General features: G+C 71.0%; 12 protein-coding genes and 1 other RNA gene. 12 read left to right on the forward strand and 1 reads right to left on the reverse strand.

Annotation, left to right across the window (positions count from 1 at the left end):
* Window positions 1–78: 78 nt before the first annotated feature.
* From ACIQZN_RS05105 to ACIQZN_RS05120, 4 genes are all read left to right on the forward strand, one after another.
* Window positions 79–1752: a serine/threonine-protein kinase gene (locus tag ACIQZN_RS05105; protein ID WP_403988520.1), complete on the forward strand. Its 1674-nt coding sequence runs from the start codon at window positions 79–81 to the stop codon at window positions 1750–1752.
* A gap of 177 nt (window positions 1753–1929) precedes the next feature.
* The gene (locus ACIQZN_RS05110; RefSeq protein WP_403988522.1) at window positions 1930–3171 is read left to right on the forward strand and encodes a protein kinase; all 1242 of its coding nucleotides are present in this window, start codon (window positions 1930–1932) and stop codon (window positions 3169–3171) included.
* A 58-nt stretch (window positions 3172–3229) separates the two neighbouring features.
* A complete protein-coding gene (gene prfB, locus ACIQZN_RS05115) occupies window positions 3230–4336 on the forward strand; it encodes a peptide chain release factor 2 (protein WP_403988524.1) in 1107 nt (368 codons plus the stop codon).
* A 126-nt stretch (window positions 4337–4462) separates the two neighbouring features.
* Entirely contained in the window at window positions 4463–5077 is a 615-nt protein-coding gene (locus ACIQZN_RS05120; RefSeq protein ID WP_403988526.1) for a hypothetical protein, read from the forward strand.
* Window positions 5078–5085: 8 nt separating this feature from the next.
* On the opposite strand, the gene ACIQZN_RS05125 is transcribed toward ACIQZN_RS05120, so the two are convergent.
* A complete protein-coding gene (locus tag ACIQZN_RS05125) occupies window positions 5086–5283 on the reverse strand; it encodes a hypothetical protein (protein WP_403988528.1) in 198 nt (65 codons plus the stop codon).
* A gap of 267 nt (window positions 5284–5550) precedes the next feature.
* Here ACIQZN_RS05125 and ftsE point away from each other — a divergent pair, with 267 nt between their 5' ends.
* From ftsE to ACIQZN_RS05165, 8 genes are all read left to right on the forward strand, one after another.
* Complete coding sequence (gene ftsE / locus ACIQZN_RS05130) at window positions 5551–6240, forward strand: cell division ATP-binding protein FtsE (RefSeq protein ID WP_161211420.1); 690 nt, start codon at window positions 5551–5553, stop codon at window positions 6238–6240.
* Between the two features lie 23 nt (window positions 6241–6263).
* A complete protein-coding gene (gene ftsX, locus ACIQZN_RS05135; protein ID WP_403988530.1) occupies window positions 6264–7181 on the forward strand; it encodes a permease-like cell division protein FtsX in 918 nt (305 codons plus the stop codon).
* 68 nt (window positions 7182–7249) lie between these two features.
* A complete protein-coding gene (locus tag ACIQZN_RS05140) occupies window positions 7250–8437 on the forward strand; it encodes a S41 family peptidase (RefSeq protein ID WP_403988532.1) in 1188 nt (395 codons plus the stop codon).
* A gap of 18 nt (window positions 8438–8455) precedes the next feature.
* Window positions 8456–8944: an SsrA-binding protein SmpB gene (gene smpB, locus ACIQZN_RS05145; RefSeq protein WP_403988534.1), complete on the forward strand. Its 489-nt coding sequence runs from the start codon at window positions 8456–8458 to the stop codon at window positions 8942–8944.
* A gap of 123 nt (window positions 8945–9067) precedes the next feature.
* Window positions 9068–9455: a transfer-messenger RNA gene (ssrA, locus tag ACIQZN_RS05150) on the forward strand.
* Between the two features lie 211 nt (window positions 9456–9666).
* Window positions 9667–10062, forward strand: a complete 396-nt coding sequence (locus ACIQZN_RS05155; RefSeq protein ID WP_403988536.1) for a hypothetical protein — start codon at window positions 9667–9669, stop codon at window positions 10060–10062.
* Window positions 10063–12261 (forward strand): glycosyltransferase, encoded by a 2199-nt coding sequence (locus ACIQZN_RS05160; protein WP_403988538.1) that lies wholly within the window; start codon window positions 10063–10065, stop codon window positions 12259–12261.
* Window positions 12258–13511, forward strand: coding sequence for an acyltransferase (locus ACIQZN_RS05165; protein WP_403988540.1), 1254 nt, complete (start codon window positions 12258–12260; stop codon window positions 13509–13511). The genes ACIQZN_RS05160 and ACIQZN_RS05165 overlap by 4 nt, the downstream gene beginning before the upstream one ends.
* Window positions 13512–13561: the final 50 nt, after the last annotated feature.

Genomic DNA, 13561 nt, shown 5'->3' on the forward strand with positions numbered 1-13561 from the left:
TACAGCCTCTAGAGTGGGCCGGAAACTCCGGGGGTACCCGGGATCTCGATCCACCACGACCAGCAGGGAGCGCATGACGTGCGGCCGGTAGGCAGCAAGTACCTCCTGGAGGAGCCGCTGGGACGCGGTGCCACGGGCACCGTCTGGCGCGCCAGCCAGCGCGAGGCGGCGGGCGCCGAGGCGGCCGTGGCCGGCCGGCCCGGCGAGACCGTGGCGATCAAGGTCCTCAAGGAGGAGCTGGCCAACGACGCGGACGTGGTGATGCGGTTCCTGCGGGAACGCTCCGTCCTGTTGCGGCTGACCCACCCCAACATCGTGCGCACCCGGGACCTCGTGGTCGAGGGCGACCTCCTCGCCCTCGTCATGGACCTGATCGACGGCCCCGACCTGCACCGCTACCTGCGCGACAACGGCCCGCTCACCCCGGTCGCCGCCGCGCTGCTCACCGCGCAGATCGCCGACGCGCTCGCCGCGAGCCACGCCGACGGCGTCGTGCACCGCGACCTCAAGCCCGCCAACGTGCTGCTCGCCGACCCCGACGGCGCGATGCGCCCGATGCTCACCGACTTCGGCATCGCGCGCCTCGCCGACTCGCCGGGCCTGACCCGTACCCACGAGTTCGTCGGCACCCCCGCCTATGTGGCGCCGGAGTCCGCCGAGGGCCGCCCGCAGACCTCCGCCGTCGACATCTACGGCGCCGGCATCCTGCTGTACGAGCTGGTCACCGGCCGCCCGCCGTTCGCCGGCGGCACCGCGCTCGAAGTCCTGCACCGGCACCTCAGCGAGGAGCCGCGCCGCCCCAGCACCGTCCCCGAGCCCCTGTGGACGGTCATGGAGCGGTGCCTGAGCAAGGACCCGGACCGCAGGCCGAGCGCGGAGAACCTGGCCCGTGCCCTGCGTACCGTCGCCGAGGGCATCGGGGTGCACGCGAGCGCCGCGCAGATCGCCGCCGCCGACGGGGTCGCCGCCCTGCTCGCGCCCGACCCGGCGCCCACCGCCGTACCCGAGATCCCCGGCGCGGCCGACCCCACGCAGGTGCTGCCGAGCAACGCCGGCTCGTACGACCCGAACGGGGTCACCAGCGTCCTGCCGCACGGCGGCGCACCCGGCGGCGGCTCCCAGGCCGACCCGACCGCCGTCCTGCCGCCCGTGCCGCCGCGCCCCGACGGCGACCCGCGGCCCGAGGACCCGCACCCCTGGCAGTCCCAGCTCCGGGCCGCCCGCGACCGCAACGAGCAGACCCAGGTCCAGTACCTCGACCCGAGCGAGGACCCGCTGCGCCGCCGCCCGCAGCGCCGGCAGCAGCAGCCTCCGCAGCAGCCGCGCGACCGGCAGCCCGGATACCAGCAGCCGCAGCAGCCTCAGCACCAGCAATACGGGCAGCAGCAGCAACGGCAGCAGTACCAGCCGCAACGGCAGCAGCAGTACCAGCCGCCGCAGCGCCAGCAGTACCAGCCCCAGCCGCAGCAGCAGGCGTACGCGCCGCCGCAGCAGCCCCAGCAGCCGCAGCGCGCGCCCCGCGAGCCGAGGCAGCGCAGCGCCAACCCGATGAAGATCCCCGGGCTCGGCTGCCTCAAGGGCTGCCTGTTCACGCTGGTGCTGCTCTTCGTGGCGAGCTGGCTGATCTGGGAACTGACCCCGCTCAAGGACTGGATCGGACAGGGCCAGAGCTACTGGCACGCGATCACCGACGCCGTCTCCACGGTGAAGGACTGGATCTCCGACCTGGGCGGCAGCGGCAGCGGCGGCTGACCGCGCCCGGAGGCGTACAACTCTGTAGCTATATCGACTTCCGCGGACCAATTCCGAGGCAATTCGCCCGCAGAAGCGAAGGTTGGCGCCAACCACGGCACGCGGGCCCCCGATCGCCGCGTAACTTTGTCGACCGGGGGTTGTTGGGGTCCATCGCCAGCCGCTGAGGGAGCAGTCTTGGCACGGAAAATCGGCAGCCGGTACACCGCCCACCAGATACTGGGGCGCGGCAGCGCCGGCACGGTGTGGCTCGGGGACGGCCCCGAGGGCCCCGTGGCCATCAAACTGCTCCGCGAGGACCTGGCGTCAGACCAGGAGCTCGTCGGCCGGTTCGTCCAGGAGCGCACCGCGCTCCTCGGCCTGGACCATCCGCACGTCGTCGCCGTCCGCGACCTCGTGGTGGACGGCAACGACCTCGCCCTCGTCATGGACCTGGTCCGGGGCACCGATCTGCGCACCCGGCTCGACCGCGAACGCCGGCTGGCACCCGAGGCCGCCGTCGCCGTCGTCGCGGACGTCGCCGACGGCCTGGCCGCCGCGCACGCGGCCGGGATCGTCCACCGCGACGTCAAGCCCGAGAACATCCTGCTGGACATGGAGGGGCCGCTCGGTCCCGGCAACGCGCACCCCGCGCTGCTCACCGACTTCGGCGTCGCCAAGCTCATCGACACCCCGCGCCGGACCCGTACCACCAAGATCATCGGCACCCCGGACTATCTGGCCCCCGAGATCGTCGAGGGCCTGCCGCCGCGCGCCGCCGTCGACATCTATGCCCTGGCCACCGTGTTGTACGAGCTCCTCGCGGGCTTCACGCCGTTCGGCGGCGGCCACCCCGGCGCGGTCCTGCGCCGCCATGTCACGGAGACCGTCGTCCCGCTCCCCGGCATCCCCGACGAGCTGTGGCAGCTGCTCGTCCAGTGCCTGGCCAAGGCCCCCGCCTCCCGGCTGCGCGCCTCGGAGCTGGCCGCCCGGCTGCGCGAGCAGCTGCCTCACCTGGCCGGTATCCCGCCCCTGGACGTGGACGAGCCGGACGAGGAGCCGGAGGCCCCGCAGGGCTACGACGAGCAGCAGTACACCCCGGCCGGCGACGAGCCCCGCAGGCGCGGCGCGGTCCCGCTGGTGCCCGGCTCCACCCCGGACTCCAACCGCGACACCCACACGAGCATGCGCGTCCCGGGCCCCGACGAGCTGTCCGGCGGCCCCCGCGGCACCGCCCGCGCCCCGCGCGCCCCCGGCCGGCCCCGCCCCGGCTCGGCCCGCAACAAGGCGGCGGCCGTCCGCAAGCGCCGGCTGACCCTGGGGGCCGCGGCCCTCGTCCTGGTCGCCGGGATCGGCGCGGCCGGCTGGCTCGCCCTGGGCGGCGACGAGGCGGACCCGGGCCCCCAGGACACCCGGAACTCGGCCCCCGCACAGCCCTAGCGAGCGGTGATCCGGCAGCCCGAGGAACGTACGCGCCGACAGCCGTTACGCTGGACCCGTGGCAGTCGTCGATATTTCCGAAGAGCTGAAGTCCCTCTCCTCGACCATGGGGTCGATCGAGGCCGTCCTTGACCTGGATGCGCTGAGGGGGGACATCGCCGTGCTCGAGGAGCAGGCGGCCGCCCCGTCCCTGTGGGACGACCCGGAGGCGGCGCAGAAGATCACCAGCAAGCTTTCGCACCTCCAGGCCGAGGTCCGCAAGGCCGAGGGCCTGCGCGGCCGGATCGACGACCTCGAAGTCCTCTTCGAGCTCGCCGAGGACGAGGGCGACGCCGACGCGCTCGCCGAGGCGGAGACCGAGCTGGAGTCCGTCCGCAAGGCGCTGGACGAGATGGAGGTCCGCACCCTCCTCTCCGGCGAGTACGACGCCCGGGAGGCGCTGGTCACCATCCGCGCCGAGGCCGGCGGCGTCGACGCGGCGGACTTCGCCGAGCGGCTCCAGCGGATGTACCTGCGCTGGGCCGAGCGGCACAACTACAAGACCGAGGTCTACGAGACGGCGTACGCCGAAGAGGCCGGCATCAAGTCGACCACCTTCGCCGTCGAGGTGCCGTACGCCTACGGCACGCTCTCCGTCGAGCAGGGCACCCACCGTCTCGTGCGCGTCTCGCCCTTCGACAACCAGGGCCGCCGCCAGACCTCCTTCGCGGGCGTCGAGGTGCTGCCCGTGGTCGAGCAGACGGACCACGTCGAGATCGACGAGTCCGACCTGCGCGTCGACGTGTACCGCTCCTCCGGCCCCGGCGGCCAGGGCGTCAACACCACGGACTCCGCGGTGCGCCTGACCCACCTGCCGACCGGCATCGTCGTCTCCTGCCAGAACGAGCGCTCGCAGATCCAGAACAAGGCGTCCGCGATGAACGTGCTCCAGGCGAAGCTCCTTGAGCGCCGCCGCCAGGAGGAGCAGGCCAAGATGAACGCCCTCAAGGGCGACGGCGGCAACTCCTGGGGCAACCAGATGCGCTCCTACGTCCTGCACCCGTACCAGATGGTCAAGGACCTGCGTACGGAGTTCGAGATGGGCAACCCGGAAGCGGTCTTCAACGGCGAGATCGACGGCTTCATCGAGGCCGGCATCCGCTGGCGCAAGCAGAACGAGAAGTAGTCCGAGAATCGCCGCAACTCCCCCTGTGGCAAGGCGCATTGGCCCGGAACGTCCTTGACGTTCCCGGCACCCCCGGCGAGGGTGCTGGGGCAGCCTGACGAGAACGGCTCCAGGGGGTAGCGGTACATGACGAAGAAGACGCGCATCCGCGTCGCGCGGACGGCGGCGGGTGCGGTGATCGCCGCAGGCGCCTCGCTGACCGCCGCGGGCGCGGCAGAGGCCGTTGGTATCGGCGTCGACGTCGCGGGCGTGGAGACCGGCGTGCGGCCCACCGCCGAGCCGGGGGCCGAGGACCCGGGCGACGACGGCGACCCGTGCAGCCCGCTCGACCCGCGCTGCGAGCCGCCGGAGCCTTCGGCCACCCCGCCGCACCCTTCGGTCCCGCCGACCGGCCCGGCGGAGCCGAGCGACCCGCCCACGACCCCGGAGGACCCGCCCTCGACGCCCCCGAAGCCCTCGGCCACCCCCACGAAGGCGCCGACGCGGTCGGCGGACCCGGACAAGGGGCCGAGCGATACGGGCAGCGGCGTGGGGCAGATCGGGGTCTCGGGCGGCGGCGGCAACACGGACACCGACTCGGTCGGCAATCAGCCCGTGGAACAGAGCAAGGGCAAGGACGAACTCGCCGAGACCGGCGCGGGCGGGACCGCGTTCCTGCTGGTCGGCGCCGCGACGATGATCGCCGGCGGCATCGGCTTCCGCGTCCTGCCGGGCCGCGCGCGCAACCGTACGGCCGCCTAGGGGGCGCGCTACACGGTCTGGTGGGCCAGCAGGGCCAGGGCGGCCAGGAGCACCACGAGGAGCACGGCCAGCGTCGCTGGGCTGATCCCGGCGAACGGCCCGTGCTCCTGCTCCCGCATCCGCTCGCGGCTCGCCCGGCACACGGGGCAGCGACCCTCGGTGACGGGCGCCGCGCAGTTCGCGCACACCAGTCGGTCGTAGGTCATGCGCTTTCCTCCTCCCGCGCGGCGGAGCCGCACAAGCCATCTCTCCGCACAACGCTCACGGAAACGCAACCGTTCCCCTACCACTCTGCCAGCTCGCGGCCCGATCGGCCCGCCCCGCCGTCACACCCGGGGCCCTTCCCCGCCGTGCCGCCCCGGAATCGGGGCCGTTTCACCGTAAATCACCCATCCCGGTATGCGTGCCTGCACGGCTCAGCCCGGTTCGCGTATGGTCACGCTCACCTACTCCCGGCCGACCGTGGTGCATCCGTGATCCGATTCGACAACGTCTCCAAGACCTACCCGAAGCAGAGCCGTCCCGCTCTCCGGGATGTGTCGCTCGACATCGAGAAGGGCGAGTTCGTCTTCCTGGTCGGCTCGTCCGGCTCCGGCAAGTCCACCTTCATGCGGCTCATCCTGCGCGAGGAGCGAGCCAGCACGGGCGCCGTCCACGTCCTGGGCAAGGACCTGGCGCGCATGTCCAACTGGAAGGTGCCGCACATGCGCCGCCAGCTGGGCACCGTCTTCCAGGACTTCCGGCTGCTGCCCAACAAGACCGTCGCGCAGAACGTGGCGTTCGCCCAGGAAGTGATCGGCAAGCCGCGCGGCGAGATCCGCAAGGCGGTGCCGCAGGTCCTCGACCTCGTCGGACTCGGCGGCAAGGAGGACCGGATGCCCGGCGAGCTGTCCGGTGGTGAGCAGCAGCGCGTGGCGATCGCCCGGGCCTTCGTCAACCGGCCCATGCTGCTGATCGCGGACGAGCCGACCGGCAACCTCGACCCGCAGACCTCCGTCGGCATCATGAAGCTGCTGGACCGGATCAACCGGACCGGCACCACCGTGATCATGGCGACCCACGACCAGAACATCGTCGACCAGATGCGCAAACGCGTCATCGAGCTGGACAAGGGCCGTCTCGTACGCGACCAGGCGCGCGGCGTCTACGGCTACCAGCACTGAGCACCCAGCACTGAAAGGACGCCATGCGCGCCCAGTTCGTCCTGTCGGAGATCGGCGTCGGCCTCCGTCGCAACCTCACGATGACCTTCGCCGTCGTCGTCTCCGTCGCCCTCTCGCTCGCCCTGTTCGGCGGCGCGCTGCTCATGCGCGAGCAGGTCAGCACGATGAAGGACTACTGGTACGACAAGGTCAACGTCTCCATCTACCTCTGCGGCAAGGGCGACGCGGAGACGGTGGTCCAGTGCGCCAAGGGTGCGGTCACCCAGCAGCAGAAGGACGAGATCAAGAGCGATCTCAACAAGATGGACGTCGTGGAGAAGGTCATCTACGAGTCCAGCGACCAGGCGTACAAGCACTACCAGGACGAGTTCGGCGACTCCCCGATGGCCGGCAACATCACGCCGGACCAGATGCCGGAGTCCTTCCGGGTCAAGCTCAAGGACCCCACCAAGTACAAGGTGGTCGCCACCGCCTTCGCCGGGCGGGACGGGATCCAGTCGGTCCAGGACCAGAGAAGCATTCTGGACAACCTCTTCGGACTGATGAACGGCATGAACGTCGCCGCGCTGTTCGTGATGGCGCTGATGCTCGTCATCGCGCTGATGCTGATCGTCAACACCGTGCGCGTCTCGGCGTTCAGCCGGCGCCGGGAGACCGGCATCATGCGGCTCGTCGGCGCCTCCGGTTTCTATATCCAGGCCCCGTTCATCATGGAGGCCGCCTTCGCCGGTCTGATCGGCGGTGTGCTGGCCTGCGTCATGCTGCTGGCCGGGCGCTACTTCCTGATCGACGGCGGTCTGGCGCTCCAGGACAAGCTGAATCTGATCGACTTCATCGGCTGGGACGCGGTCCTCACCAAGCTGCCGCTGGTGCTGGCGATCGGCCTGCTGATGCCCGCCGTTGCCGCTCTCTTCGCCCTGCGCAAGTACCTGAAGGTGTGATGTGTGCCCCGTGAGGTGCACGCCCAACGTCCCGTGCGCCTGTGGGCCGTTGTCCTAGAATCGGCGCCATGTCGGACCCGGATTGTCGCGTCGGGCCCCGCGGTCTGCGCCGCGGGGCTGCCCTGACGCTGGTCTTCGCCGGCGTCCTCGCCACCGGGGCCGCGACCGGCGCGCTGCCCCACGGCCAGGCGCACGAGCCCCCGGTGCACCCCCGGTCCGTCGCCGCCACCGCCGACCGCGACGAGGTCGCGGAGGCCGCGGCCGACGCGGTCGCCGACGGCAAGTCCGGTACGGAGGCGGCCGAGGAGGTCGTCAGCCGCAGCGGCGACCGCTGGGGCGCGGTCTACGACCAGCGCGAGTACCAGGAGTTCGAGGACGCCCTCGGCGGCACGTACACCGGGGTCGGCCTCGCCGCCCGGCGCTCCGCCGACGGCCAGGTCGCCGTCGCCCGCGTCCAGCCCGGCAGCCCCGCCGACCGGGCGGGCATCCGCTCCGGCGACCTGCTCCGCACCGTGGACGGCCGCCGCGTCGACCGGCTGCCCGTCTCCGACGTGGTGTCCCTGCTGCGCGGCGACCGCACCGGCGCGAAGGCCGGGAGCACGGTCAGCCTCGGCGTCCGCCGGGGCGCCGCCACCCGGACCGAGACGCTGAGCCGGGCCCGGCTCACGGTCGAGTCGGTGACCGTGCGCCGGGTAGGGGCGCAGCGCTCGGCTCCGTCCGGGGCGGTGCGCATCGCGGTCGCCTCGTTCACCAAGGGCTCCGGGGCCGCCGTGCGCGACGCGGTCCGGGACGCGCCCGCGGGCGCCGGGGTGCTGCTGGACCTGCGGGGCAACCCGGGCGGACTGGTCACCGAGGCGGTCACCGCGGCCTCCGCCTTCCTGGACGGCGGCCTGGTGGCCACGTACGACGTGCACGGAGAGCAGCGCGCCCTGTACGCGCGGTCGGGCGGCGACACCGAGCGCCCCGTCGTCGTGCTGGTCGACGGGGGGACGATGAGCGCGGCCGAGCTGGTGACGGGGGCGCTCCAGGACCGGGGCCGGGCGGTCACGGTCGGCTCGCGGACCTTCGGCAAGGGCTCCGTGCAGATGCCGAGCAAGCTGGCGGGGGGCTCCGTGGCCGAGCTGACCGTCGGCCACTACCGGACACCGGCGGGCCACGGGGTCGACGGCAAGGGCATCACACCGGACCTCGCGGTGAGCTCCCAGGCCCAGGAGCGGGCCGAGACGGTATTGAGTGGCCTCGGGGGTGGGTCGTAGTGCGAAAATGGCCGCACTATGGCTAAGGAAAAGGACACCGGGCGCAAGCTCATCGCGCAGAACAAGAAGGCGCGCCACGACTACACCATCCTCGACACCTACGAGTGCGGGCTCGTGCTCATGGGGACCGAGGTCAAATCGCTCCGTATGGGCCGGGCGTCCCTGGTCGACGGCTTCGTCCAGATCGACGGCGGCGAGGCGTGGCTGCACAACATCCACGTCCCGGAGTACGTCCAGGGCACCTGGACCAACCACTCCGCCAAGCGCAAGCGCAAGCTGCTGATGCACCGGGCCGAGATCGACAAGCTGGAGTCGAAGTCGCAGGAGACCGGCCACACCATCGTGCCGCTCTCGCTGTACTTCCTGAACGGCCGGGTCAAGGCCGAGATCGCGCTCGCGAAGGGCAAGAAGGAGTACGACAAGCGCCAGACGCTGCGCGAGAAGCAGGACACCAGGGAGACGAACCGCGCCATCTCGGCGGCCCGCCGCCGTCAGCGGAGCGCCTGATCCGGGACCCGGCATCCGCCGCCGGCCCCTCCGGCAGGAATACGCTGGCATCGTCGTGCGTTGGTCACGTACGATGGCAGCACACCCCACGGAGGGTGTGGCACCACCTTGAAAAAACAACATGGGGATGATCGGTTTCGACAGCGGATGTCGAAGCAGGGGAAGCGAGTCGAGGAAGCGGCAATGATCTCGTAAACCATATGTCGCAACCAATAATCGCCAATTCCAAGCGCGATTCCTCCGCCTTCGCCCTCGCTGCCTAATTAGCAGCTAAGCGAAGACTCTGCGGAGTGTCAGCCCGGGGGTGATCCCGACCCGGATCCTGGCATCATTCAGGGATCTAAACTTCTGAGTCCGGTCACGGGTCTCAGAAGGAAATCAAACAGTGACTGGGCCTGTCGGAGGCTTGTCCGCGTGACCTCCGAGGCCGAGAAAAGCGTAGCGGACTGCACTCGGAGAAGCCCTGGTTCCGCACCGTTGGACGCGGGTTCGATTCCCGCCATCTCCACAAATTCCCATGTGGGCGAGGACCCCGCTGCCATCCGGCAGCGGGGTCCTCGTCGTTTCTGCGTCCGGGTGTGCCGGGAGGCCGGGCGTGCGCTACATTCATGGACCGGGTGCACTGTGGTAGGGGGCGCGTGGACAGGGTGGGGGCCCGTCCGGCGGCACACAACCGGTCAGTTGCGCGCACCCGATCCTGAGTGGGGGAAGTGCGTACAACAGTGGAAACTTGGCGTGAAGGTGCCCATGCGGGGCACACACACGAGCCGAACGAAGTCACCATCCAGCTGGACGGAATCGGACGGCAGCTCTCCGAGCTGCTACCGGAGCCATCCGCTCCGGACGACTCCGACGGCCCCGTCTTCGTGGACGAGAGCGGTCGGCGCGGCAAGACGCTGCGCCGCCTCGGCTGGGTCCTGGCAGCGGTCTTCGTCTGTTACGCGACGACCCTGGTCGTCGCCATGCTCGGCGGCAACTCCGCCGCCCCCGTACTCCCGCTGACCGGTCAGGAACAGCAGGTCACGGACACCACCGGGAACAAATCGACGGCCCCGGACGCCGGACTTCCCACCGGCGGGTCCCCGGACCCCGCGCAAGAACAAGAAGGCGCCAACTAGATGACCACCCCTGCCCCCCGGGGCAGGCGCAACTCCCACAGGAAGAAGCAGACCCGCCGGCGCAGACTTCCCATGCGCTACATGCTGCCGCTCCTGTTTCTCGTTGCCCTGCTCGCCATGCTGATGCTGCGTGGCTACGTGCACAGCGAAATCCTGGCCGACCACCGCATCCGGCCCCCCGTCGCGACCGACCGGGTGCCCGACCAGGTGCTGGACGGCGGACCGGTCATCGACGCCCGCTCCACCACCGAGCCCGCGAAGACCCTGCGCATCCCGGACCACCGGATCGTGCTGACCTTCGACGATGGCCCGGACCCGGAGTGGACGCCGAAGGTGCTCGACGAGCTGAAGGAGTACGGCGCCCACGGCGTCTTCTTCGTCACCGGCACCATGGCCTCGCGCTATCCGGACCTGGTCGAGCGCATGGTCAGGGAGGGGCACGAGGTCGGGCTGCACACCTTCAACCACCCCGATCTCTCCTACCAGTCCACCAGCCGCATCGACTGGGAGCTCTCCCAGAACCAGCTGGTGCTGGCCGGTGCGGCGGGCATCCGCACCTCGCTCTTCCGGCCGCCCTACTCCTCGTTCGCCGACGCCATGGACAACAAGTCCTGGCCGGTCACGCAGTACATCGGCAGCCGCGGCTACCTCACCGTCGTCAACAACACGGACAGCGAGGACTGGAAGCGGCCGGGCGTCCGGGCGATCATCGAGCGGGCCACGCCCAGGCACGGCAAGGGCGCGATCATCCTCATGCACGACTCCGGGGGGAACCGGTCCCAGACCGTCACCGCCCTGGGGAAGTTCCTGCCGAAGATGCAGAAGCAGGGGTACACGTTCGACAACCTCACCGACGCGCTCGGCGCACCCAGCGCGCACACCCCGGTCACCGGTTTCGACCTGTGGAAGGGCAAGGCGTTCGTCTGGGCGGTGGGCGTCTCGGAGCACATCACCGATGTGATGGTGGCCGGGCTCGCCGTGATCGGGGTGCTGGTCTTCGCCCGCTTCGGGCTGATGCTGCTGCTCTCCTTCGTCCACGCGCGCCGGGTCCGCGGACGCGGCTTCCGCTGGGGCGAACCCGTCACCCGCACGGTGACCGTCCTGGTGCCCGCGTACAACGAGAAGAAGTGCATCGCGAACACGGTGCGTTCGCTCCTGGCAAGTGACTATCCGGTCGAAGTCATCGTGATCGACGACGGCTCCACGGACGGCACCGCGGACATCGTCCAGCGGATGCGGCTGCCCAACGTCCGGGTGGTCCGCCAGCGCAACGCGGGCAAGCCCGCCGCCCTGAACAACGGCATCGCGCACGCCCGCAACGACATCATCGTGATGATGGACGGCGACACGGTCTTCGAACCGACCACCGTCCGCGAGCTGGTGCAGCCCTTCGGCGACCCGCGCGTCGGGGCCGTCGCCGGCAACGCCAAGGTCGGCAACCGCGACTCGCTGATCGGCGCCTGGCAGCACATCGAGTACGTGATGGGCTTCAACCTCGACCGCCGCATGTACGACGTGCTGCGCTGCATGCCCACCATCCCCGGCGCGGTCGGGGCCTTCCGGCGCCAGGCGCTGGAGCGGGTCGGCGGCATCAGCGAGGACACCCTCGCCGAGGACACCGACGTCACGATGGCCCTCCACCGGGACGGCTGGCGCGTCGTCTACGCGGAGAACGCCCGCGCCTGGACCGAGGCGCCGGAGACCGTGCAGCAGCTCTGGTCGCAGCGCTACCGGTGGTCGTACGGCACCATGCAGGCGATCTGGAAGCACCGCAAGGCGGTCATCGAGCGCGGCCCCTCGGGCCGGTTCGGCCGCGTCGGACTCCCGTTCGTGTCGCTGTTCATGGTCGTCGCCCCGCTGCTCGCCCCGCTCATCGACGTCTTCCTGCTGTACGGGCTCGTGTTCGGGCCCACCGAGAAGACCGTCGGCGCGTGGCTCGGCGTCCTCGCGGTGCAGCTGGTCTGTGCCGCGTACGCCTTCCGGCTCGACCGGGAGCGCATGACCCATCTGCTCTCGCTGCCCCTCCAGCAGGTCCTGTACCGGCAGCTCATGTACGTGGTGCTGCTCCAGTCCTGGATCACCGCTCTCACCGGCGGCCGGCTGCGCTGGCAGAAGCTGCGCCGTACCGGGGTCGTCGAGGCGCCCGGTGCGATGCCGTCCCCGCGGGCGCGCACCCAGGACCGGAGGCCCGTCGCATGACCTATCCGAGCGGGCCTCCTGCGTCCCCGCACCCGCCGCAGGGCAACGAACAGACCATGGCGCTGCGGGTGGTGCTGCCCACCCCCGTGCCCCCGCCCGGGCCGGCCGCCACCGCCGCGCCCGCCCCGGCCAAGGCCGGCCGGGACCGCTATCTCGACCTGCTGCGGGCCGTCGCGCTCGTCCGGGTCGTCGTCTTCCACCTCTTCGGCTGGGCCTGGCTGACCGTCGTGTTCCCGTCCATGGGCGTCATGTTCGCCCTGGCCGGATCGCTGATGGCCCGGTCGCTGGCCCGGCCCGCGTGGAGCGTGATCCGGGGCCGCGTCCGCAGGCTGCTGCCGCCCATGTGGGCGTTCTGCGCCGTCGTCGTGCCCGTGGTCTTCGCGCTCGGCTGGAAGCCGGTGCGCGAGGAGGGCGTCTGGTGGTTCCTCAAGCTGGGCTGCTACATCCTGCCGATCGGCACCCCGCCCTTCCCCTGGGAGAACGGCTCCGAGGGCGGCTGGCTGGAAACCTCCTGGGCCGAGCAGGGCATCGGGCCGCTCTGGTACATCCGCGCCTACCTGTGGTTCGTGCTGGCCTCCCCGCTGCTGCTCAAGGCGTTCCGGAAGCTGCCCTGGGTCACCCTGCTCGCCCCGATCGGGCTCACCGCCGTCATCGGCACCGGACTGGTCACCGTGCCCGGCACGGCCGGTGAGGGCCTGGTGGACTTCGCGGTGTTCGGCTCCTGCTGGATCCTCGGCTTCGCCCACCACGACGGGCTGCTGAAGACCGTCCCGCGCTACCTCGCCGTGTCGCTGGCCGCGATGCTGATGGCCTTCGCGCTGTGGTGGGGCGCCCACCACCTCACGGAGGAGGGCTGGAACCTGGACGAGATCCCGCTCGCCCAGGCCACCTGGTCGCTCGGGTTCTGCATGATCCTGCTCCAGTACGCCCCCTCCTGGCGGGAGCTGCCGGGCCGGCTGGCCGGGTGGGACAGCCTGGTCACCCTCGCCAACAACCGGGCGGTGACCATCTACCTGTGGCACAACATGCTGCTGATGGCCACCTTCCCGATCATCGACCTGCTCTGGGACGTGCCCTGGGTCGGCGACCACCTCGGCACGTACATCGACCGCGCGAACAACGCCCTGGCGCTGATCATCGTCTGGCCGCTGATCGGGCTGGCGATCCTCGCCGTCGGCTGGGTCGAGGACCTCGCCGCCAAGCGCCGCCCGAGGCTCTGGCCCAACGGCGCCGCCCGCGCCCGTACATGACCGTGCGCTCACCGGGCGGCCCCTCGCCCGGTGAGAGCAAGGTTGCCCAC

This window comes from Streptomyces sp. NPDC097595, assembly GCF_044761525.1.
GTDB classification, from domain to species: domain Bacteria; phylum Actinomycetota; class Actinomycetes; order Streptomycetales; family Streptomycetaceae; genus Streptomyces; species Streptomyces drozdowiczii_A.